Origin of the sequence: Paenibacillus pedocola (genome assembly GCF_031599675.1) — a bacterium.
In the GTDB taxonomy this organism is placed as follows: domain Bacteria; phylum Bacillota; class Bacilli; order Paenibacillales; family Paenibacillaceae; genus Paenibacillus_AQ; species Paenibacillus_AQ pedocola.
In genome coordinates this window covers 566,956-589,264 of the sequence record NZ_CP134223.1, presented here as the reverse complement: position 1 = coordinate 589,264, position 22,309 = coordinate 566,956, and the positions used below count along the sequence as shown (strand labels likewise).

25 protein-coding genes and 1 riboswitch are annotated in these 22,309 nt (G+C 52.3%); of the genes, 7 read left to right on the top strand and 18 right to left on the bottom strand.

Translation table 11 applies throughout. The features are described 5' to 3' along the window. The first annotated feature begins 349 nt into the window (after positions 1-349). A riboswitch (cyclic di-AMP (ydaO/yuaA leader) is annotated at positions 350-517 on the top strand. 165 nt (positions 518-682) lie between these two features. Further along, positions 683-1,135 (top strand): hypothetical protein, encoded by a 453-nt coding sequence (locus tag QU597_RS02580; RefSeq protein ID WP_310831236.1) that lies wholly within the window; start codon positions 683-685, stop codon positions 1,133-1,135. A gap of 67 nt (positions 1,136-1,202) precedes the next feature. Here QU597_RS02580 and QU597_RS02575 read toward each other — a convergent pair whose 3' ends face one another. The 7 genes from QU597_RS02575 to QU597_RS02545 form a co-directional block, all read right to left on the bottom strand. Then, the gene (locus tag QU597_RS02575; protein ID WP_310831235.1) at positions 1,203-1,442 is read right to left on the bottom strand and encodes a hypothetical protein; all 240 of its coding nucleotides are present in this window, start codon (positions 1,440-1,442) and stop codon (positions 1,203-1,205) included. Between the two features lie 144 nt (positions 1,443-1,586). After that, positions 1,587-1,781, bottom strand: coding sequence for a hypothetical protein (locus tag QU597_RS02570; RefSeq protein WP_310831234.1), 195 nt, complete (start codon positions 1,779-1,781; stop codon positions 1,587-1,589). Between the two features lie 12 nt (positions 1,782-1,793). After that, a complete protein-coding gene (locus QU597_RS02565) occupies positions 1,794-3,080 on the bottom strand; it encodes an ABC transporter permease (RefSeq protein WP_310831233.1) in 1,287 nt (428 codons plus the stop codon). Beyond that, positions 3,073-3,975, bottom strand: a complete 903-nt coding sequence (locus QU597_RS02560) for an ABC transporter ATP-binding protein (RefSeq protein ID WP_310831232.1) — start codon at positions 3,973-3,975, stop codon at positions 3,073-3,075. The genes QU597_RS02565 and QU597_RS02560 overlap by 8 nt, the downstream gene beginning before the upstream one ends. 3 nt (positions 3,976-3,978) lie before the next feature. After that, positions 3,979-4,908 (bottom strand): ABC transporter ATP-binding protein, encoded by a 930-nt coding sequence (locus tag QU597_RS02555; RefSeq protein ID WP_310831231.1) that lies wholly within the window; start codon positions 4,906-4,908, stop codon positions 3,979-3,981. A gap of 16 nt (positions 4,909-4,924) precedes the next feature. After that, positions 4,925-5,320: a GntR family transcriptional regulator gene (locus tag QU597_RS02550; protein ID WP_310831230.1), complete on the bottom strand. Its 396-nt coding sequence runs from the start codon at positions 5,318-5,320 to the stop codon at positions 4,925-4,927. A gap of 16 nt (positions 5,321-5,336) precedes the next feature. Beyond that, the gene (locus QU597_RS02545; protein WP_310831229.1) at positions 5,337-6,065 is read right to left on the bottom strand and encodes a hypothetical protein; all 729 of its coding nucleotides are present in this window, start codon (positions 6,063-6,065) and stop codon (positions 5,337-5,339) included. Between the two features lie 194 nt (positions 6,066-6,259). Here QU597_RS02545 and QU597_RS02540 point away from each other — a divergent pair, with 194 nt between their 5' ends. Continuing rightward, positions 6,260-7,042, top strand: coding sequence for an MBL fold metallo-hydrolase (locus QU597_RS02540; protein WP_310831228.1), 783 nt, complete (start codon positions 6,260-6,262; stop codon positions 7,040-7,042). 726 nt (positions 7,043-7,768) lie between these two features. Here QU597_RS02540 and QU597_RS02535 read toward each other — a convergent pair. The 7 genes from QU597_RS02535 to QU597_RS02505 all read right to left on the bottom strand — a co-directional run bounded on the left by QU597_RS02535 (position 7,769) and on the right by QU597_RS02505 (position 14,274). Continuing rightward, positions 7,769-8,233 (bottom strand): DUF420 domain-containing protein, encoded by a 465-nt coding sequence (locus tag QU597_RS02535; RefSeq protein ID WP_310831227.1) that lies wholly within the window; start codon positions 8,231-8,233, stop codon positions 7,769-7,771. Between the two features lie 26 nt (positions 8,234-8,259). Beyond that, positions 8,260-9,180 carry a cytochrome c oxidase assembly factor CtaG gene (gene ctaG / locus QU597_RS02530; RefSeq protein ID WP_310831226.1) on the bottom strand — a complete coding sequence of 307 codons (921 nt, stop codon included), beginning with the start codon at positions 9,178-9,180 and terminating at the stop codon, positions 8,260-8,262. A gap of 530 nt (positions 9,181-9,710) precedes the next feature. Then, positions 9,711-10,034 carry a cytochrome C oxidase subunit IV family protein gene (locus QU597_RS02525; protein ID WP_206102929.1) on the bottom strand — a complete coding sequence of 108 codons (324 nt, stop codon included), beginning with the start codon at positions 10,032-10,034 and terminating at the stop codon, positions 9,711-9,713. A gap of 4 nt (positions 10,035-10,038) precedes the next feature. Beyond that, complete coding sequence (locus QU597_RS02520) at positions 10,039-10,665, bottom strand: cytochrome (ubi)quinol oxidase subunit III (RefSeq protein ID WP_206102927.1); 627 nt, start codon at positions 10,663-10,665, stop codon at positions 10,039-10,041. A gap of 8 nt (positions 10,666-10,673) precedes the next feature. After that, positions 10,674-12,512: a cytochrome c oxidase subunit I gene (ctaD, locus tag QU597_RS02515; RefSeq protein WP_310833210.1), complete on the bottom strand. Its 1,839-nt coding sequence runs from the start codon at positions 12,510-12,512 to the stop codon at positions 10,674-10,676. Positions 12,513-12,640: 128 nt separating this feature from the next. Then, positions 12,641-13,687 (bottom strand): cytochrome c oxidase subunit II, encoded by a 1,047-nt coding sequence (gene coxB, locus QU597_RS02510; protein ID WP_310831225.1) that lies wholly within the window; start codon positions 13,685-13,687, stop codon positions 12,641-12,643. A 398-nt stretch (positions 13,688-14,085) separates the two neighbouring features. Then, positions 14,086-14,274: a hypothetical protein gene (locus tag QU597_RS02505; RefSeq protein ID WP_038585388.1), complete on the bottom strand. Its 189-nt coding sequence runs from the start codon at positions 14,272-14,274 to the stop codon at positions 14,086-14,088. 456 nt (positions 14,275-14,730) lie between these two features. On the opposite strand from QU597_RS02505, the gene QU597_RS02500 reads away from it, so the two are divergent. From QU597_RS02500 to QU597_RS02490, 3 genes are all read left to right on the top strand, one after another. Continuing rightward, positions 14,731-15,750 carry a serine hydrolase domain-containing protein gene (locus tag QU597_RS02500; RefSeq protein WP_310831224.1) on the top strand — a complete coding sequence of 340 codons (1,020 nt, stop codon included), beginning with the start codon at positions 14,731-14,733 and terminating at the stop codon, positions 15,748-15,750. A gap of 375 nt (positions 15,751-16,125) precedes the next feature. Continuing rightward, positions 16,126-16,464 carry a DUF4870 domain-containing protein gene (locus tag QU597_RS02495; RefSeq protein ID WP_054943105.1) on the top strand — a complete coding sequence of 113 codons (339 nt, stop codon included), beginning with the start codon at positions 16,126-16,128 and terminating at the stop codon, positions 16,462-16,464. A gap of 105 nt (positions 16,465-16,569) precedes the next feature. Continuing rightward, positions 16,570-17,523 carry a diacylglycerol/lipid kinase family protein gene (locus QU597_RS02490; protein ID WP_310831223.1) on the top strand — a complete coding sequence of 318 codons (954 nt, stop codon included), beginning with the start codon at positions 16,570-16,572 and terminating at the stop codon, positions 17,521-17,523. A gap of 450 nt (positions 17,524-17,973) precedes the next feature. Here the strand turns inward: QU597_RS02490 and QU597_RS02485 are convergent, their stop codons facing one another. Genes QU597_RS02485 through QU597_RS02470 form a run of 4 tightly spaced genes read right to left on the bottom strand, consistent with a single transcriptional unit; the run spans position 17,974 to position 20,636 of the window. Beyond that, positions 17,974-18,567 carry a xanthine phosphoribosyltransferase gene (locus QU597_RS02485; protein ID WP_310831222.1) on the bottom strand — a complete coding sequence of 198 codons (594 nt, stop codon included), beginning with the start codon at positions 18,565-18,567 and terminating at the stop codon, positions 17,974-17,976. A 52-nt stretch (positions 18,568-18,619) separates the two neighbouring features. Further along, on the bottom strand, positions 18,620-18,925 hold the full coding sequence (locus QU597_RS02480; RefSeq protein WP_310831221.1) for a hypothetical protein: 306 nt from the start codon (positions 18,923-18,925) through the stop codon (positions 18,620-18,622). Between the two features lie 42 nt (positions 18,926-18,967). Further along, positions 18,968-19,792 (bottom strand): TrmB family transcriptional regulator, encoded by an 825-nt coding sequence (locus QU597_RS02475; RefSeq protein ID WP_236335773.1) that lies wholly within the window; start codon positions 19,790-19,792, stop codon positions 18,968-18,970. A 58-nt stretch (positions 19,793-19,850) separates the two neighbouring features. After that, positions 19,851-20,636 carry a zinc ribbon domain-containing protein gene (locus QU597_RS02470; RefSeq protein WP_310831220.1) on the bottom strand — a complete coding sequence of 262 codons (786 nt, stop codon included), beginning with the start codon at positions 20,634-20,636 and terminating at the stop codon, positions 19,851-19,853. Between the two features lie 205 nt (positions 20,637-20,841). Between QU597_RS02470 and QU597_RS02465 the strand changes: the two genes are divergently transcribed. Beyond that, positions 20,842-21,216 (top strand): hypothetical protein, encoded by a 375-nt coding sequence (locus tag QU597_RS02465; protein ID WP_310831219.1) that lies wholly within the window; start codon positions 20,842-20,844, stop codon positions 21,214-21,216. Positions 21,217-21,421: 205 nt separating this feature from the next. Further along, a complete protein-coding gene (locus QU597_RS02460) occupies positions 21,422-22,156 on the top strand; it encodes a GTP pyrophosphokinase (protein ID WP_310831218.1) in 735 nt (244 codons plus the stop codon). Positions 22,157-22,309 lie beyond the last annotated feature (153 nt).

Genomic DNA, 22,309 nt, shown 5'->3' with positions numbered 1-22,309 from the left:
CATTAAATGGGATGATTACCGGTCAGATAACGCTTACTTAAGCTTTATTCTCCCTAATCCTCTGATTTCCCCGCTTTTCTGAGGGGTTAGGAAAAACAGATAAAGAATACCGGTTCGTGTATCTTCCGCGGAGTTTACAGCGGTTCTTGTCTTTTTCCAGTAAAAATCAAAAGATGACGCCTGAGCGAGAAAATGACCTGATAATCGCTGATAAATAGTCTTTTCGACTAGCGCAGCTTTGTTCCCGCCGCAATTCCCCGCTAATCCGCAATTAGAGAATCCCTTTGCTTTTTTACAAAGACATGCCGGAAAGAGTATGATTCGTGTTGAATCGATTCGCAAAAATGATGATATTCGAACGCTGAATTCCCGCCCAGCGGGAAACGGGGGAACCATCCGGCTAATACGGCCATGGGGTGAATCCTGAGGAGACTGCGACTCCCGCATTCTCACCAGGTAGGGCGACTCTCACCGCCCGAATCCTGCAGCTAACCTCGTAAGTGTATAGAGAGAGCCCCTTGATCCGCCACGTTTTGGCATCAGGCCTGTTTCCGCCTGTATCCGGACCGCAGGCAGAGGTTCTCCTCTGCCTGCGGTTTTTTGCGCACCCCTATACATTGAAGGCAGACAGCTGTGATTCTCTATCTTATCCATCTCTTAATCCAGGAAGGAACGTGCTGACATGCCTGACCTATTATCCCCGCAGCCGGCCGCTGCCGCCGGATTTGAGCAATATATCCGGGAGTACAGCGGAGGTGTCCTTGCGCTTAGCTCCATTCTGCTCGGGAAGGGCAGTGAGGCTGAGCGGGTGACGGCCGGAACCTTCAACAAGCTGTATGAGCCGTATTGCAAAGGAAAGCTGAAAGCAGCCGACTTTCCGGTAGAAGCCTACCGGGAGTGCATCCTGCAATGCACAAAATCCGCGAAGAGCCGGAATCTGCGCACCTCTAAAGAGTTGTCGTGGGACGATCAGCTCGTAAAAGCGCTATGGTATGGACTGCTGCTTCCGCTGCCCGAAATCGGCAAAATTCTCGGCAAGAGCCTGCCGGCGCTGAAGGCTCAGCTCCGGCAGGTTCGTGAGCACACGGCGGGGCAGAAGCCGCTGAGATCACAGGCTAATTTGTCTATTGTGTAAATGGCCGCCTGTTCTTCTGATTCATTCACCAATAAAGCCGCAGCAATCCGCTGCGGCTTTATTGGCTTTACTTGCCCTTGCTGTTGCCTTTACTCTTGCTCTTGCCTTTGTTTATGTCTTTGCCCTTACTGTTGCCACTCTTGGCAAACCGTAAAAAAGCCATCAGGCATCCCAGAATTCCAAGACCAAGCAGCAGAGTCTGCAGCGCCCCCAGCAGTGTTGAGCCTTCGGGCCTAAGCATACTGCTTACTATGATCAGTACAATGGAGACCGTGACCAGCACGGGAGTTTTTATGTTTAATTTCAAAATCACCACTCCTTACTATTAAGGTACACTATAAACGGCCGGATCACCAGTTTTAGTGAGTCCCTTAGCTGCTGCGCCCAAAAAGGCACCTCCGCATTAACTGCGGAGATGCCTTTAAATAGTTGTCCCTGAAACGAATTTAGCTTAATGGCTGCGCTTATGATACTTGCCAAAGAATACGATCGCCAACAGCATTCCGGTAATGCCTATACCTGTTAGAAGCCCTTGCGTAAAATCCATCAGATTCGACCCGCTATCTGGAACAAGTCTGCTAGACGTCAGCGAGAAGAAAGATGATATAAACAGCAGCGCTAAGTTTTGTTGTTGTTTTTTATCCATAATTCCCACTCCTTAAATTTTGTAGGCCTTCATAGCTTTTCTAATCTCTTTGATACTAGGACGTTTACCATACATCAGGACACCTGTGCGGTAGATCTTAGCCGCCAGCCAGCCTAACAGGAAGATAGTAACCAGCAGAATAACCAGTGAAACTGCGATTTCCCATACGGCCACATCCCCGACACCGATCCGCAGCAGCATGCTGAGCGGTGAAGTGAACGGTACGTAGCTGGCGATCTTAACCAGCAGTGTGTCCGGTGCAGAAACGCTGAATGTCGGAATATAGTAGTTCACAAAACCCAGCATCATCACCGGCATGCTTGCCTGGCCCAGCTCCTCAGTGCGGCTCACGATCGAGCCTACAGCGGCATACATCAGCGCATACAGGAAGAAGCCCAGAATATAAAGGATGAGGCCGTAAACCAGAATGCCTATATTCAATTGACTCAAGTCAAGATCGAAATCCGTCAGAATACCCGAGTTATGCGGCAGCATCAGGTTCGCCGCAATGCTTGCGGCAATGATCGCAATCTGCAGCAGCCCGACCAGGAACACCCCCAGCACCTTGCCGAACATCTGGCTCAGAGGTGAAGCGCTCGTAATCAGAATTTCCATAATGCGCGAACTCTTCTCCGCTGTGACCTCAGCGGCAATCATATTGCCGGTCAGCATAATCGACAAGAAGAAGAGCATCAGCAGTACATAGACAATCACATAATTGATCGCAGGTGCAGATTCATCCTGACTGGCGCCGTCAGTCCCGCTTCCTCCGCCGATCTGCTGCGTCTCTATAGTGACCGGCGTGAATATGGCGGACACTTCCTGCTGCGTAAGCTTGCCTTCCGTAATCAGCTGCGTATTGACCTGCTGCAGGGCAGCTTGCAGATAACTTTGGATATCTCCGTCCAGCTCTCCTTCATTGCTGTGGTAAGTGACCGGAGGTACACCTCCGCCCGCCGCAGTGCCGAAGGTGAGATAACCTTTAATATCGCCCTCCTTGAGTCCCTTTTGAAGGGCTGCATCTTCCGCAGATGCATAGGACTCCAGCGATACCTGGGTCTCGGAATCTTCGGGCGCAGTATAGGCCAGCAGCAGTTCCGATACCGGGGTTCCGGCTTCCGTCACCACTCCGATGCGCGCAGCACCCGCTTCGTCGTCCCCGTTGAACTTGTCGATAAAATAAGGAATGTTCATACCGATGGTAATCAGCAGCACGATAATCAGCGTTGTGATCGAAAAAGATTTAGTCCGCACCTTATTCTTGAATGTAAAACCGATAATCGTTCCCAGCTTATTCATTGGATTCACCCACCGCTCTGATAAAGATTTGGTTTAGCGTCGGTTCCTTGATTTCGAAATGTTCAACTTCACCGGCAAGCACGGCGTGCTGCAAAATCCGCTGCGCTGCTCCAATCTCACTGATCGCCAGCACATAGCCCCGTTCCTGCCTCTGCACTGCGGTTACTCCGGCGATTCCCTCCAGCCCGGAGACTTCTCCAACCGTCCGCAGGAATACCTCCTCACGCGGATAGCCCTTTTTAATCTCGCGGATATCGCCTTGAACTACTGTATTGGAACGGTCAAGGATGGTAATATTCCGGCACAGCTCTTCGACATGCTCCATGCGGTGGGTAGAGAACAGGATACTCGTCCCCTGATCGCGCATCTCTCTGACGGTGTCCTTTAAGAGCTCTACATTTACAGGATCCAGTCCGCTGAAGGCTTCATCAAGGATAAGAATTTGCGGCTTATGTACAACGGCAGCGATAAAACCCATTTTCTGCTGATTGCCCTTGGAGAGCTCCTCAATCTTCTTGTTGTAATATTCCGGCACTTCAAAGCGGTCCAGCCAGTAACGCAGGCTCTTCTCCGCATCGCCTGCAGCCATGCCGCGCAGCCGGGCCAGATAGATGATCTGCTCGCTGACCTTCACCTTCGGGTAGAGGCCGCGCTCTTCCGGCAGATAGCCCATCAGATGCTGCAGCTCGCTACTGAACGGCTTGCCGTTATAGAGGATCTTCCCCTCATCGGGATAAATCAGACCAAGCACCATGCGCATTGTTGTGGTTTTGCCGGCGCCGTTGGCCCCCAGCAGCCCATAAATTTCGCCTTGCTCCACCTTCAGGTTAATTCTGTTTACTGCCGTTTTATCACCATATTGCTTCACTACCTGTTCCAGCTTCAAAGCTTCCATTCGTTAGTCCCCTCTCTTCTGGTCGATCAGGATCGGACGATGTCCTTGTGTCCATAAGCTGAGTATTTCATCCAGTTCCAGTGCCCGGCTCTTAATAACCTTTACGCCCAATTGTTGGATGCGTTTCTCATTTTGATGAAATTTCTGGGTAATAAATGAACCCATTCCAGATGACTCCCAGGTGAAATTCAGGGCATCCGGCAATTCTGCCGCTAATTCATGTAGTTCTTCCTCATCTGCCGCATTCACCCAGACCTCATTCCAGGAGCCGAACAGACTGTCTTTCTCGGCCATGCCGAGCAGCTGTCCATGATGCATAAGCACAATATAATCGGCCAGCCTCCGTACTTCCTCGATGATGTGGGTACAAATCAGCACCGTTGCGTTAGTCTCATCCATATATTTACGCAGTGCTTCTATCAGGATCTTCCAGGCAAAAGGATCAAGACCGGAAGACGGCTCATCCAGCAGCAGCAGCTTGGGCCGGGCTGCCAGCGCAGCGGCAATCTCGAACTTGCGGCGCTCGCCCTTCGACATCTTGCCCAGCCTCGCCCCTTGCGGCACCTCGAATCTGCCCAGCAATTCTTCAAAATACTGCTGGTCCCATGCCGGGTACCACTGACGGCGAAACTCAGCCGCCTCTTCCGCTGTCCATAGATTCTCCTCACTCTGCGAGTTCTCCGGGACATAAGCAATGGTTTGCCGCAGGGCGAGCGGCATCCCGTTCCCGTGCGCCTCTTCAAACCAGCGGATCTCGCCCTCTTCAGGGAAGCTCAGCTGCATCAGCATGTGCAGCAGTGTGCTTTTGCCGGAGCCATTCTGGCCCACTAGTGCGGTTATATAGCCCTGCGGTAGATTCAGATTAAGCGGTCCGATAATCCGGTTACGCCGTTTCTTGCTTACGTTCCGCAGTTCTATGGCCTGTTGTACCATGAAATGACTCCACCCTTCATTCAAGTTTGTTATATTTGCTCTTCACCATGTCCGTAAATATCCGGGTCAGCTCCTCTGCGCTGCATTGCACGGACAACCCGACATCGACTGCGCTTTCCAATGCTTTGCGGACGGCTTCCAGCTTGTATTCCTCCATGGCACCTTCCCCCACATGGGAGACGAATGTGCCTGTTCCCTGCCGGGTCCGCAGCAGCCCTTCATTCTCCAGATCCTGATAAACCCGGCGGACCGTGATGACGCTGCATTTCAAATCTCCGGCAAATTCGCGGATCGAAGGAAGCAGTGTTCCTTCTGTAATTCCGCCGCTGATAATGAGTGACCGCAGCTGTGTTTCAATCTGATGGTACAACGGCTCAGCGCTATTCTCGTTGATCTGAATGGGTATCCACATATTTACCACCGCCCTCTCATACGAGATCGCGGCTCTTAAGCCGTTGAATCGTCCATGCGGAGAACAGCTGTACCGATGCAGTTCCCAGCAGCAGCGTTCCCCACATCAGCGGGGACAACAGCCCCCACTCTCTAGAACAGTTCACAGTGTACAAAAACAGGTTCCCTCCAGCCAGACTAATGAGCAGAGCGGCAATGATGGACAGCAGCATGAAAAGAAAGAGCCATCCGCAGTAGGCTTTGCCGCTGGTCAGGAGTTCGATGAAAATGAACAACCCCGTAACGATCAGTCCATAGCCGACCCAGGTCAGGGCGAAGGTCAGATAGGCCGGCACAGGAAGCTCATGCCGTATATTAGTACTGAGCGTATAGATCAGGCCGAAGAACAGCACTCCGTTCAGCGAAAAAGAGAACACTGTATGAAGCTTTCTTTTGCAGAGGATCACTGCAGATGGAACCGGCAAACTGCGCATATAGGCCAGCATCCGGGTATAGGAATCTTCCATCACATACTTCATCGTCCGCCTGGAGAAGGTAAAGCCCAGCATAGGAATGACGGTAACGAGCATAAAGTCGGCAAGAACCTTGCCCTCCCCTTCGCCCAGCACATCATCCGTGACCATTCCGGTCATCATCCCCATGTACCCCATTAATACGACTGCCCCAAGAAATGCCCACAACAGTCTCAGCCTGTCGCCGCGAAAGTCACTCCTTACCATAATCCAGGCCTGTTTGATTGTTGTCATGCTGCCTCAACCTCACTTTAATTCAGAGGGTATACAGATTCAGTGTGTATAGCTCTGTGCTTACTGTATATATCTATATACACAGTATATGTCCTATATTTTCCAGAGTCAAGGTTTTGTTTGGATAAATCTTGAAGCTGTTACCTGCAGCCCTTTATGCTACTCTTGAGACAAAGTCACTTGGGGAGGTATATATGATTAAGGATCCTTGGTTTACGGTTCATAGTATTGATGAGCACACCTTTGCCATCAGCGAATACGGGCATTGGGAGAAGGTTCATTCCTTTCTGCTGCTCGGGCATAGGAGAGCCGTCCTGATTGACACCGGCCTCGGAATCGGCAATATCCGGAGCGTTACCGACCAGCTGACTTCATTGACGATTGACGTATTCACCACCCATGTTCATACCGATCATATCGGGGGCCACGGGCTGTTCACGGATATTTATGTTCATCAGGAGGACCGGGATTGGCTCGTACACGGCATCCAAGGCTTAACGATTGAACAGATCCGAAAAGATATTGGACGGGATTTGAGTAAGCCGTTGCCGGAAGGATTCAATCCAGTGACCTACACACCTTTTCAAGGTATACCGGCCGGACTGCTAAAGGATGGCGAGGTTTTTGATTTGGGAGGCCGAAGCCTGAAAGTGTACCATACTCCAGGTCATTCGCCGGGACATTTATGCTTTTTGGAGGAACCCTCGGGTTATTTATTCACAGGTGATCTGCTGTATGATCAAACGCCTGTTTATGCCTTTTATCCTTCTACCAATCCCGCGGATCTGATCAACTCTCTGGAACGGATAGCGGGAATCCCAGGAGTCACGAAGGTATTCGGCTCGCATAATACGCTGGGGCTAAAGCCGGAGATTCTGGAGGAAGTGAAGCTTGCGGTTCATTTTTTGCGGGAGAAGGCACTGATCCGGTTCGGCACCGGTATCCATCACTTTAAGGGGTTCAGCATTCAATTCTAAGCTTATGCAGCAATGGTCAGGGGTATCTAGAAACGGGGTTGGGGGTTGGAAATTGTGTTCCTTTGTTCGTTAGCTTATTAACTGGAAATTCGAACAATTCCTTATAGATGCGCTAAGCGGCGACAGGGGAGAATATATTAACTTTTGTACCTACAACAGACAGCTGTTTGTGAATTCTATGGGGTTTATCCCATTATTTTCGCCACACAGCCCGTTTTCGGCAAATTCTATGGGATTTATCCCACTATTTTCGCCACGCTGCCCGGTTTCTGCAAATTCTATGGGATTTATCCCATTATTTCAGCCACGCAGCCCGTTTTCGGCAAATTCTATGGGATTTATCCCACTAATTTCGCCATGCTGCCCGTTTCGGTAAATTCTAAGGGATTTATCCCACTAATTTCGCCACGCAGCCCGTTTTCGGCAAATTCTATGGGATTTATCCCACTAATTTCGCCATGCTGCCCGTTTTCGGCAAATTCTACGGGATTTATCCCTTTATTTTCGCCGTACAGCCCGTTTTCGGTAATTTCTATAGGATTTATCCCGCTAACTCAGCCACGTAGCCCACTTTCTTCGAATTCTGAGGTATTTATACCTCTCATTCCAGCGGGTTTGGGGACGCTGGGCTTCCCGCTCACCTCGTTCAAGCACAAATAAAAAAGGCCTGCGCATCAGCACCCTCCTTGCAGAAGATGCCGGTACACAGACCGATTTCAAGGCCAGTTAAAAACCCCAGATTGCATCCCAGACCGGCTTGGTATGCCCGCCCGGATAAAATATGTAGAGCAGCACGTATACAGCAACTCCTGTAATGGCTGTAATGAACCAGATCACAGCAGTCACTCTGCCCCATTTGCGGTGCTTCGCATACTTGGCTTGGAAGCCCAGCGTGAGTGTCGTAATCCCGAACACGGCTGCCACCGTTGCCAGTACGATATGAAAAATCAGAAAAATGTGGTACAAGAGCGACAGATTATCCGGTCCGCCCCACGATGTATTTCCCACAAACACAGTTCTTGACATGTACACAATGAAGAACAGGGTAGCAGCCACTGCGGCAGCGATCATTGTCTTCTTGTGCGCTTCACGTTTGCCCTTGATGATCTGTCTCCAGCCGATAGCCACCAGCACCGCACTGATTACGATGAAAGATGTACTGATCGTTGGAAACACTGTAAAGATATCCATGATTATCCCCCTCGGTGCTCTACCTGCTATACCCGGGTCAAAACACCATCCCCCAGCTCGCCGGATGGCGCGGAAGTGTCCGCGTCGTCTTGCCTGTTCTCTTTTTTATACCAATGATAGAACACATAAGCAAGCATCGAGGCAAAAATTATTTCCTGAATGAACTTCATCGCGATGCCGCCCACCTGCTGATCCACCTTAGGCGACAGTCCGCCGAAGAAGGCCGGCCCGCCGAAAGTCCGCAGCAGCGAGGCCGGATCACCGGATACACAGTAACCCATCGCCCGTGCCCAGGCACCTGGATCACTATAGGTCGCATAGAGCGGAGCTCCGGCAAAAATAATCAGCCCGCAGGCCGGGGTCAGCAGCACCATATTCAAAAAGATAAAGCCGATCTGGCCAAGGCTCCCGATCTTCCGGCGCTCCGGCAGCGGATTAATCAGCGTCCACCACATAAGCGCGGCTGTCAGGAACAGCACACCATAATACAGGCGGTGGACCGCAAAATGCAGCATCACATAATCATGAATCACCGGCAGATGATACAGCGAGAATAACCCGTTGAATAGCAGCGCCGCAACGACGGGATGGGCAAGGAAGGAGAGCCTCCGCAGAGGATTAGCCTTCAGCAAGGCACGCCAGCACCAGTCCGGGATGCCCAGCATCATCAGCGGAACCGCAATAAGATAGGATAAGGCCATGCTGACCATATGGAAGGAAAACAGGATATGCCCAAGCAGACTCACCGGACCGCCCTGGGCCAGATAAAGCGCCAGCAGCCCGCCCATAAACAGCACTCTCTGCCGGAGCGGAACTATAGCGGAACCGGGAAAACGCTGCGCCAGCGGACCGATCAGCAGCAGATACCCGGCGGCCAGCAGCAGCGTTGCTGCCAGTATCAGCGGGCTCCACAGGTCGGCAAAGCTAAAATATTGTAATCCCAGCATCGTACAATTCCTCCCCTTGTGCAGAGTTATTTAGTTGATTATAGATGAATCGCTACTCCGGCAAAATTCTAATCTACAAATGGGCTGCGTCTGGGCAGCCTCAATGTTTCGTCTGACACCTGTTTCTTACGGAAATTAGTTGGAATTGGTTGAACTCACTTGGATTCACTTGGATTCACTTGGATTCACTCGGACTCACTGGGACTCACTTGGATTCACTTGGATTCACTTTTATTTACTCGGATTTACTCCAACTATTTCCCGCTTCACCTTTCTAACGGAGTGGTTAGCGGGATTACCTCCAACTAATTTGCTCCATTGAAGCCAAGTCACTGCTTTCCAGGAGAAGTAGATGGAGCATTTCCACCTAATCTGCATTTTCGGGCAGAAACGCACCGATTAACTGGACAATTTCCCACTAGTAGGAGCGCTGAGGCGCCGAAACTCCATCCTGAATCCACCCGGCCTCTCCACTCCCCGTAAAGCAAAAAAGAGGCGACGGCTGCCGCCGGCCTCTTCTCATCGTCGCCTTAATCCCACCAGACCCAGTAAAGTGCCATCACGATGCAGGTCCCGGCGATAAAAAAGCCGCCAAGCATGAATATGATCGGCATCAGATGTCCCTTGTCCTTCAGATGCATCCAGAAGCCCATCTGCAAAAACACCTGCAGGACAGCCATGACCAGCAGCAGAATAACGGCAAAGGAAGCGTTGACGCCTCCCGCGGCTACCGCCGCGAACGCGATCAGGGTCAGCACGACGGAGAAAATAAACACTACGATATGCCGCTGAGGGCCCTCCTGCCGGTGGCGGTGCTTCACACTGCCCTCTTGCGGATGCTGTTCCGTTACCATGGCTTCAGCCCACCTTTCCAAGCAGGTATACAACGGTGAAGATAAACACCCACACCACATCGATAAAATGCCAGTACATCGCTGAGACATAAATTTTAGGCGCGGTGACCACCGTCAGCCCTTTGCGGACCAGCTGGCCGATCAGTACGGAGATCCAGAGTATCCCGAAGGCAACGTGTGCGCCGTGGAAGCCGACCAGCGTATAGAAGGCCGAGCTGAACGCACTGGTGGTCATGCCGAATTCCTCATGTCTCACATATTCACTGAACTCGTAAATCTCCAGGCCGAGAAAGGCTGCACCCAGCACAACAGTAACGAGCAACCAGGAGCGAAGCAGCGCCGGACGGTTCCGGTGCATCGCCTGGATAGCGAACACACTGGTCAGACTGCTGACCAGCAGCAGGAACGTCGCGGCCGCCACCAGCGGCAGGTGAAACAGCTCATTCGCGGACGGACCTTCGTTCGTCTGATTGCGCAGGGCCAGGAATGTGGCGAACAGCGTACCGAAGAGTACAGCCTCCCCGCCGAGAAACAGCCAGAAGGCAAGCACCTTGTTGCGGCCTTCCAGTGTCGCTTTTTCCGGTTCGTGCGGCAGCGTTCCATTCACTGCTTCAGCATGTGCGGTTGTCATTGGCTGATTCACCTTCCTTCCAGCTCTTCGGGCTCGATATGCCAGCCGTGGTCGTCATACAGCGAACGCATCAGCATTGATCCGAAGGTTATGAGCAGTCCAAGTCCGGTAACAATATAGTTGTTGAAAAGAAAGCTTAAAGCCTCACTGCTGAACGTATCGCGGCTGAACATAAATCCAAGTCCGGCAATGAAAATCCCTACGGACATCAGGAACGGCAGGATCGTCGCCGACGGCATATGAATCGATCCGACAGGCTCAGATGGCGTCATGCCTTTGTGACCGGCGGTTTTTTCCTTCCAGAAGGCATCGATGCCGCGCACCAGCGGTGTCTGCTTGAAGTTGTATTCCGGCGGCGGCGAAGGAATCGTCCATTCGAGTGTCCGTCCGTCTTCCCAAGGATCATCCGCCGCATCGGCCGGCTTTCTGGAAGTGAGGAAGATATTGGCCAGGAAAAACAGCATTCCTACACCCATGAGTCCCGCGCCAATCGTACTAATCAGATTCAACAGATCAAATTGCTGGTTTGGCAGATACGTGAATACGCGGCGCTGCATACCCATCAGACCAAGGAAGTGCTGCACGAAGAAGGTCATATGGAACCCGATAATAAAGGTCCAGAAGGTCCATTTGCCCAGGCCCTCGTCCAGCATCCGTCCGAACATTTTCGGCCACCAGTAATGCAGCCCGGCAAACAGGCCGAGCACCAGACCGCCGACAATGACATAGTGAAAATGAGCGACGACGAAGTAAGTATCATGAAACTGGAAATCAGCAGGAGCAGAAGCCAGCATGACCCCTGTTACCCCGCCCATCGTGAAGGTAGGGATGAAGCCGACTGCAAACAGATTCGGGGTGGTGAAACGCACCTGTCCGCCCCACATCGTAAACAGCCAGTTGAAGATTTTGATCCCGGTCGGAACGGCAATCAGCATCGTAGACACGGAGAACAACGCGTTCGCTACCGGGCCGAGGCCGGTGGTAAACATATGATGCGCCCAGACCATGAAGCCCAGGAAGGCAATCAGAATCGTTGCGAAGACCATCGAGCTGTAGCCGAACAATCTTTTGCGCGCAAAGGTCGGGATGACTTCAGAAATAATGCCGAAAGCCGGCAGAATGAGAATATACACTTCGGGATGGCCGAAGATCCAGAAAATATGCTGCCAGAGCACCGGGTTGCCGCCCCCGCCAACCTCGAAGAAATTCGCTCCGAGAATCCGGTCAAAGGTAAGCAGTACAAGCCCTACGGTAATGGCAGGAAAAGCAAATAGGATAATAGCCGAAGTGATAAAAGTGGTCCAGGCAAACATCGGCATCCGCATATAGGACATCCCCGGCGCACGCATCGTGATGATGGTCGCCAGAAAGTTAATACCGCCGATCAGTGTGCCGAGTCCGGCAATCTGCAGGCCTATCGTATAGAAATCCACCCCGTGAGTGGCGCTGTAGGTTGTAGTAGACAGCGGGGTATATGATGTCCAGCCGGCATCAGGCGCACCGCCCATGATCCAGCTGAGATTGAGCAGAATGCCGCCGAACAGAAAGGTCCAGAAGCCGAGCGCATTCAGAAAAGGGAAGGCAACATCGCGCGCGCCGATCTGCAGCGGAATAACCGCATTCATCAGCGCGAAGATAACGGGCATGACCCCGAGAAAAATCATCGTTGTACCGTGCATCGTGATTAATTCATTGAACGTCTGGGCATCCAGAAAGGTATTCATCGGCTTAATCAGCTGGATGCGGATCAGAATGGCCTCAAGCCCGCCGATGCCGAAAAACAAACCTCCGGCCCACAGGTACAGAATCGCGATTTTTTTATGATCGACGGTGGTGATCCAGTCCATTAGCCCGGTATGGCGTTTGACGCTGTGACCCGCCTCAGGCGGCCGGACGGGATTCAAAGATTGCGCTGTTTGAGCCAAGGTTCCTACCCCCTTTTCAAATATGCTGCTTCCGCTTGTCGCTGCAGGCTTTAGTCCAGCGTGTAACCGGCCAAATACTCTGCGATTCCGTCAATCTCTTCATCGGTTAATCCGAGATCCTTCTTCGGATCCGGCATTTTGTTGCCGGGCTTAACGCCCTGCGGATCATGCAGCCAGGTTTTGAGATTATCCAGAATTGGAGCGCCGTCTACACCCGTATCGTCATTCAGCAGAATGCCCGCTACCGACTCACGTGAGCCGATCCCGGTCAGGTCGGGACCCATCGCAATACCCTGATCCCCAACGGCATGGCATTGCAGGCAGGCGGATTTGAATTTCGCGGCAATCTCCGGATCTTCCGGCAGGACAGCCGGGGACTTCATCGAAGCCAGCCACTGCTCAAACTCCGCATCGCTGACCGATTTCACCTTGAATTCCATGAAGCCGTGGGACGGCCCGCACAGCTCCGCACATTTGCCGCGGTAAACGCCTTCATTTGGCGCACTGAAGCTGAAACGGTTAATCGTGCCGTCAGGGTTGGTATCCATTTTGCCTGCGAGGGAGGGTACCCAGAACGAATGCAGCACATCCGCAGTACTCAGCTCAAAAGCAATATCCTTACCGGCGGGGATCACCAGATCCTGCGCCGTCTTCACGCCATAATCGGTATACTCGAACTCCCACCAGTACTGGTGGCCGGTTACTTTAACCTTAATCGCATTTTTATCATCCGAGTGATCATTCCCGGCAGCAAATACCGCTTTGACCGTAGGAACGGCAAGTACAACCACCAGGATCAGCGGGATGACTGTCCAGAGCACTTCCAGCTTGAAATTACCCTCTACCTGCTCGGGAATCTCACGCTGCTCCGGTTTTCTGCGGAAACGGATAAGCACATAAGCCGCAATGGAAAAGACGATCAGCAGTACGACAATCATAATGGTGATCGCCAGCTTCATCAGATCGAACGAGCTTTCGGCTGCAGGTCCCTGCGGTCTGAGTACCGACAGGTCCTCCCGTCCGCATCCGGCAAGAATGAGTCCAAGTGTTGCGGTCATGGGAAGAAGCCGCTTTCCAGCCTGCCACGTTTTCATCATAGATCAACCCCGCTTTTCCCGATTTCGTAGAGTAGAGGATTTTCCTGTCAATTATAACAATCACTATTAATATAAGTTTAAGGGGGTGTTTTGTCAATCGTTCACAACAAGTTCACAAAGTCTTTTTTGTTGATCAGAAGGCTTGTCATTACAGCATTTAATAGCGCTTACAAAAATTTTGCAAGCAGGCCCATTTTATAGTAAAACGCATACATATGTAATTATGTCTATTAATTCATTTGACTAATTAGAAAGCCTTTGAACCGTTTTTCAAAAAAAAGTAAGCAAAAAAAACCGCATCCAGAGGCAGCGTTTCACCCGGGTACGGTTTATGAGAATCCTCATGGATGTAATTACAACTTTACTGCCGTCAAAATCAGAACACTATCCTGTGTGTATTAGGAGACGGATGAGTTGATTCTTCCCAGCTCATGCTCCACGACCATGGTCAGCTCTTCTTCGTAGCCTCCCGTGATCCGATACTTCCGGACGTACTCCTTTACAAATTTCTTGGGATCTTTGGGCCGGAAAATGCGTGTCATTTCCCGTAGACTTTCCTTGACTTCGTTATGACCTTTACTTGCCATGATCAGTTCCCTCCCAAAACATTGAAAATGAATGCTCCGTTGTAGAGAATGCATGATGAAAAGTCCGCCGTAACCTCGAAATGCAAGTTCAGATACCGCAACACATACGTGGCTTGCATTATCCGCCTAGACTATCATTCCAGAGTTCTGGAGGTCCGCCTTGCCGGTGAAGCAGGTTCGTCGTGATTTGGGCTGAGAGTAAGACGCCTTGAGGCAGGACATCTTGACACTTTACTTACCCGAAGAGCCACTAGCTGAATCACTCCTTTCGGGCCTTATCGTTATATTGTATCATATTCAAGGCCAAGTTCCACCTTTCCTTGTAAAATATGCGTATGGAATTTTTAAAAAATTTATGTCTTCCACAGCAGGAGAGAGGGCAAACTTATGGTTAAAATACACTATCTGCACATCCAAAATCCTTTAAATAGACACTAACGCAGGAAGGGGAACGTTATGGACAACCGGCTATCCCTGTTAAGCACGCCTTATAGCGCAGCACCCCCAGTACCGCAGACTGACCCGGAGGATACCGGGACCGGCAGCAGGCAGCTGGAGCAGGCTCACAAGGAAATCACCAAAGCGTATCCTAAAATGCATAGTATGCTTGTCGTACGCCACGGGAAACTGATATTTGAACGGTATTACGGAAATCATCATGCGGGAATGCTGAATGATCTGCGCTCCGCCACCAAAAGTTTCCTCTCCCTGCTCACCGGCATAGCCATCGGCAGAGGTGACATACCGGGAACGGATGTCTCTGTGCGGGATACCCTGCGTAAATATCTTGCGGCTCCCCCTTCCCCGCAGCTTGAACAGCTAACACTGCACCATCTGCTGACCATGACCTCGGGCTTCCGCTGGATTACAGGCAATAAGCTTGGTGAGCCGCTTGTCCGGAATCTGCAGCGCAGCCGCCGCTGGGTGTCCTATATTCTAAGTTTACCCATAGATGCCGAAAATATCGGCTGTTTCCAATACCGCAGCAGCGATTCCCATCTCCTCTCTGTCATGCTCAGCGAATTCACCGGACAGGATGCATTCACCTATGCCAGGCAGCATCTGTTTGAGCCGCTGGACATCACCCATACCGCATGGCTGCCCAGCCCGGAGGGCCACAGCATGGGACATATCGGACTATATCTCACCTCACGTGATCTCGCCAAAGTCTCTATCTGCCTGCTGGACGGCGGCAAGCACGGAGGACAGCAGATCATCCCGCAGAATTGGCTGGAAGCGGCCTTCACGGCACAGACGGCCGGCTATCCGGCTTACGGTGATTACGGCTATCAGTTCTGGAACGGACGCATGAGCGGTGAAGCCTACCGTCTCGCCCACGGCCACGGGGGCCAGCAAATCTGGCTGCTGCCGGACCTGAATGCCGCCGTCATTTTCACCGCAGAAAGTGCAGTAAACCGGTGGAAGAATCCGCGCAGACTGATTGAGCAGTATGTCATTCCGGCAATGAAACTCTAAAACCGGTTACATACTTTGTACTGGCAAATCATAGGCTCCTATATAGATTCAACTTGTGATTTCCTATTTCGGGATAGGCCGTGACTACAGAGAATGTTTGGACTTCCGGCTGCTGTTGTCTACAGATTTCTTGATTATCCCCACTGCTCGTAGTAGAAATCTGTAGACTGCTTATGCTTCCGAAGCAAGCTTTCCAAGGAAAGCTTTTAGGCGGTCGCTATCGCTCCTACAGTTCCAAACTTCTCTTTCGCCACTCCCCCTTAATCCTTATTTCCCAGGTTTAATCTATATAGTGAAGAAGGAGCAAGGATCTGGCTAACGATGTTTATAGCCAGGCTTCCCCCTTCTTCTCCAAGTACAAGGAGAGTGAGCGCTTTGTCCCCATTCAAATCTTCCACAGGACTGCCCGAGAATATTGCCGCCTGCGTATGCTACTTCTTTCCTTTTATCGGCGGAATTGTGTTTCTTGCTCTGGAGAAACGCAGCCGCTTCGTGCTCTTTCATGCGCTGCAGTCGCTGATAACGTTCGGCCTGCTGATGATCGTTCATGTGATGAGCGGATTCATCCCCCTGCTCGGTGCGCTGATCGGAGCCATTCTCTCGTTATGCAGCTTCGCCATCTGGCTGCTCATGATTTATCACACCCTGGGCGGAAGATGGTATAAGCTTCCCTGGGCGGGAGATCTGGCAGAAAGCCAGCTCCGCCACCTGTGATTGCGCACACCTGCGGAGATCCAGGTTTTTGAGATTCCCTTTTGCCTGTCTACTCCGTACAATGGAATCAGGACATACAGGAATCTACAGGCTGGAGGAACATCCATGTATTTATTGATCATAAATCCCGCTTCCGGCGGCGGTGCGGGACAGCGGACCTGGGAGACGGTGGAGGGCCTGCTGAAGTCGCGCGGTATCGCTCATGAGGCTCTCTTCACCCGGAGCCCCGAACAGGCTGAGGCGCAGGTGCTTCATGCCCTGGCCCGCCGCGAGGACTGGCGCGCCGCGATCGTTATCGGCGGCGACGGTACGATCCACAGCGTACTCGGTGCGCTGCGGCGCAGAGGCGTCCCGCTGGCGGTCATCCCCGCCGGCTCGGGCAACGACACGGCCCGCGGCTTCGGCCTTCCGCTGACGGCCGAAGCCGCGCTGGACGCCGCGCTGCAGGACCGCTGCCTGGAAGCGGATCTGCTCAGCGGCAGCGGCGGGCTGACCCTGACTGCTGTCGCCAGCGGCTTCGATGCCCAGGTGGCCGTGAACGTGAACAACAGCCGCTACAAGCGGCTGTGCAATGCCATCGGCGCAGGGCAGCTGGCCTATATCATCGGCATCCTGCATACGCTGCTGACCTTCAAGCCCTGCCGCGTCAGCGTGACCCTGGACGGCAAAGAGCAGGCCTTCGAGCAAGCCTGGCTCGTCTCGGTCTGCAACCTGCCAAGCTACGGCGGCGGGCTGCTGATCTGCCCGCAGGCGGAGGCCGGTGACGGCCTGCTCGACGTCTGCGTCGTCCACGGGTGCAGCCGCGGGCAGGTGCTGCGGCTGTTCCCGACACTGCTGAAGGGCACGCATGTGGCGCTGCCCTTCGTGTCCATGCTGCGCGGACGCAGCGTAGCCGTCCACTTCGCGCAGCCCCGCCACGCCATCGGCGACGGCGAGCCGCTGGGCACGGCGCCGCTGGCGGTGCGCTGCGAGCCGGGCGCGCTGCGCGTGCTGACGCCGCTGGCCGCCGCGGCGCAGGACGGAGCCGCTGAAGCCGGCTCCTGCCAGGCGAGCGGCTGATTCCATCTATGGCCACCTCATGGAGGAAGACATTCTCCATTGGAATCTGCTGCACTTAGTACAATCACAAGCAGCAATACAGCAGCTTAAAGGACATTCTATTGCAGGTTGTACAGTAGATTTGCCATAACATCTACTTTTGACTGCGATTCTCCTGATTCTAATGCATGAAATGCAATAGATTTCAATTTCCAGCCCGGACATGGCGTATTCTGCTGCATAAAGTGCAATAGACATTCATGCCGTTCCAAGACAGCCGCAAAGGCGATACAAATTTGTGCAGGTCCTTAATGGAGCAGTGTCATACGCCCGCATCCGCAGCCGCACCAGATAAATAAATAAATAAGCCCAAGGAGGGAACACCAGCAACGGCTGGTGTTCCCTCCTTGGGCTTTTAACTAATATGTGTACACTTTTTAGATTAGAGGGCTTCCCGGGCCGTATAAGTACTCAGCCCGCTTGATCTCCCTCTTCCTCCACAAACGAAATACGCCCATCCTCCAGCGAAGCGATGCGCACCAGCGACTCTACACGGTAGCCCGCTTCCTTCAGCAGCCGGTTACCTGGCTGGAAGGCTTTTTCGATCACGATGCCAATGCCGATGACGGTGCCGCCTGCCTGCTCAACAATCCGGGCCAGCCCGAAGGCTGCTTCCCCGTTTGCAAGGAAGTCATCGACAATCAGCACACGTTCGCCGGGGGCGATAAACTTTTTGGAAACGGTAATATCATTGCTTTCTTTTTTCGTAAAAGAATAGACGGTCTCCACGTAAATATCCTCCGTCAGAGTCAGCGACTTCTGCTTGCGGGCAAAAATCAGCGGAACCTCGAGCTCCAGCGCCGTCATAATCCCGGGTGCAATCCCTGAGGATTCAATAGTCAGCACCTTGGTCACTTCTTCTCCGGCAAAGCGGCGGGTAAATTCGCGGCCGACCTCACGCATCAGAAAAGGGTCCATCTGGTGATTCAGAAAAGAATCCACCTTGAGCACACCTTGACCGAGAACAATACCTTCATTAATGACCTTCTGTCTCAACAATTCCATTCGTGCTCCCTCTTTTCTCCTCCGATTCAAATGGACCCTGGCGTCCCTTCTTCTACAGTCCGGTCGGCTTCTGCGGAAGCAGATTACCAACGATAGACTTCAGGTCATGATCCTCTTTGCTGCCTGTCTTGCCCCCGTCATAGCCTGTGATCCGGATTTCCGAATACTTCTCGGCCGGATTCACCGGCTTGAAGATCAGCTTCTCACGGTCTTCCAGACGCACATCGAATTTCATGTCCTTGAACATGTCGATCAGCTCTTTTTCCCCCGGGGTTTGACCTTCCTCCAGAAACAGCAGACCCCGCAGTGACTTGGAGCCTTCGGGATGCTGCACATCAAAATGAACAATACATTCCACGCTTTTCACCTCCCCGTTTAGTGTCGGCTGCGCCGCCCGGAGCTACTCTGCTTGATCCTTCCCGGGCTCATCCGTATCCTTATCATGCATCACATATTTGCTGTAAATGCGGCTGTAACGTTCACCATAGCGTTTTGTCAGCTCAGGTCCCATATCTTCCTCCAGCTCGAACAGCACCATTTCCTGTGAAAAGTGGTTCAGGAGCAGCTCAATCAGCACCTCATGCTCGGTCACTACCGCCTGGGCCGTACCGTCCTCATAACGCATGCCCAGCATGCACCAGCTCCGGTCAATGACGAACGAGAATTTCCGCCCTCCGCCTCTGCGCGGCTTCCCGCCCAGTGGCGGCCAGACCGGATAAGGGGCCGGGGCCGCATTGCCGCCGTCAAAGGCCCACAGCAGCTTCACTCCACGCAGCTCTGCCTGTTCCAATTCATTACGCAACAGGGAAGCCTCCTCCCGCCACACATCCACCACAATTTCCTTCTCGGCCAAATTCAGCTGGCGGATCAGCGCCCCCAGCATGTTACGGTCGCCCTCAATATTATAGAACGAAGGGCTGACCGGACCGCCTCGCGGCATTTCACTCTCCATATAGGCCAGTGAAGCCTGTACCCGGCCGGAGATCATGGTCGCCAGCTCTTCCGGATCCAGCACGCTGTAACGTGCAGGCTCTCCTTCTCCGCATCTTACATATCCTTGCTGCGTCAGACGCTGAAGCGCCGCGTAGACATTCGATCTTGATACTCCTAGCTGCTTTGCCACTTCGTAGCCCGAAGCCTCGCCTTTGGTAGCCAGCTCGACCATAATTTTGGATTCCATTTCCGTGAATCCCAAATTGCGCAGATGCAGCAGCAACTGTTCCATCTATGTTGTCCTCCTAATACGCTACAAGCTTTAGTCGGTGAATCTAAGTATTCTGTTGCTAAATTTGTTCGGAACCGCAGCGCGGGCACCACATCGAGCCTTTAGGTAAGTCTGCCCGGCAAATTTGGCATTTGACGATATCCCGGACGGTTCCTTCGCTGACTGCCGCTGCTTCCTCCGAGTGCTCCCCGGCCTTCCAATCCCGGATGCGGCGGTCCAGCTCAAGCTGTCTTTCCCGCTCCCGCTCCAGCTCGTCAGCTTCCCGGCGGCCCCGCTCACTGTCATGGGTCTGGCCGGCATACCCCCCCGCCTCAAGCTCCTCGTCGTCATGCAGCACTTCGGTGTACACGGCCCGGTGTTCGGTCCGCTGCTCTGTTCTCAGCGCTAATTCCTTTTCTTCCTCGGTCAGTTCGTCTTCACCATAATATTGATCTTCCTCATCATCATGAATCGTACGGATCGTTACGGCCGGTGCTTCTTTTTTGGGAGCCGGGGCCTCGAGCCTATGTCCGCATTTCGGACAGAAATTCGCATCCAGCGCGACCACATTGCCGCATACGCACAGCCGTTCATTTTTGAGCTCAGCGATCTTGAAGCGCAGTTCATCAATCTGCTCCTGGTGTTTTAGACAGAGCTTAGACAGCTCCACCATTTTCCCTTCGGCCACCGATAGATCCCTTGCACGGTACCCGTCATAGAAAAGCTTGCCCATTTTCATAAATTCAAGTTCCATCTCGCGTTCAATATCGGAAATATGCCCGTTCAGCTTACCTATTTCCACCGAGCTTTGCGCTTTTTCACTCACCCGGCTGGCACCGTCTTTAATGCGTTGCAGAATATTCATGGTATTTCCTCCTTCTCCAGAGTGAGAATAGGGCTGATAATTAGCCAAAAAAGATCAGATGAACCCTTACCGCTTCGCGCATTACCGGAAACGTGCTTCTATCATACCAAAAGTCTCGAATAGATTCATTATTTGTCGTTCTGTGTAAATTAGTAAACATAACCCGCACGCGAACCTTACCGAAACAAAGAGGGAGGGATTCACTTTGCCGGATGAACCCAAAACAAGCTATTACGTTTCTGTGAATCACGGAATTATCCGGGATGTACCCGGTGACTCCAATGAATTTGAGGTGCTGTTGTCCAAGGACGAGCTGACGGTGCTACAAGATCTGCTTCAGAATCTGCGACAAGAAGATAATTATGCCTTCCGCCGCGCCGCCGTGCCCTATAAATCCGCCGATCATGATGACGCTGCCGAACAGTTTGATGATGGAACCATCAGGCTGTACAGGTATCTTCACCGCGTTGGAAGTGCTCAGACGCAGCAAACCATTGAGCAGCTGGGTGTGCTATCCAAACTGGAAAACACAGGGTATGAGGACAAAGGATATGGTGATGGATCACCTACGAACAAATAATTACGCCGGATAATCATTCTTTATGTGTGCTAATACGCCGATGTGGAAAGAATGTTTCCGCTTTTTTTGGTGCGGGCTGTTTCAAGTGCTAATCCGTCCGGTTCTTTCGGCAACCCGCATGGGATGTCGTATGTTATTTTGCTTCCAGGGCCTAAAATCGGTTAAACTGGAGTAGTCACAAATAATGAAACCCGGGAGAGTCTCAGTGAAAGAAGACGATAGTACACAAGTTACACTGAATCAGCTGCAGGTGCATGTCAAGGATCTGCAGACGTGGCAGAACAGTGAGGATTTCGCCAGACAGGTTGAGGATTTCAAGACCCTGCCGGCACTTTACCGCCATGCTTTGAATGAGCTTGAGAATAAAATTGATGTGATCAAAACGGAATGGCAGGTACGTGACGGCTACTGTCCGATCGAGCATATCAAGTCACGGATTAAAGAACCCAAGAGCATCCTGAGAAAGATGGAACGCAAAGGGCATGAGTTCACCCTGGAGAATATGGAGCTGCACATTCATGATATCGCCGGCATGCGGATTGTATGCGCCTTTGTAAAGGACATCTACCGGCTGGTAGATCATTTGTGTGTCCGCGAGGATATCAGGGTACTGGAGATCAAAGACTATATCGCCCAGCCTAAGCCGAACGGTTATCAGAGTCTTCATGTCATTATAGCCATCCCGCTCGTACTGCTTGATGGAACCCGCTGGGTGAAGGCAGAGATTCAGCTGCGCACACTCGCCATGGATTTCTGGGCCAGTATGGAGCATATCCTCTACTATAAATTCGACAAGCAGCTGCCTCCGCATGTGGCCGAGGAGCTGAAGGAAGCGGCGCGTGCCGCAGACGAGCTGGATCAGAAGATGCTCCGCCTGCGCAGCGAAATTCTTGAGCTGTCCGGAGGAAGCCGCCCCGCAGACAGTCCCGCCGGAGAATAGCCCGTCCCTGCGGGGATCGCAAGAACGGAAGTCAGACAAGGCAGTGCCGGAGCAGCTATGCTGCTTTAGGCACTGCCTTGCTGCATTTATTCCATTATTTCCTCTTCACCGCTGTTTCTTCTGAAGAGGTCGATAGGTATTGTTATAAAAAAG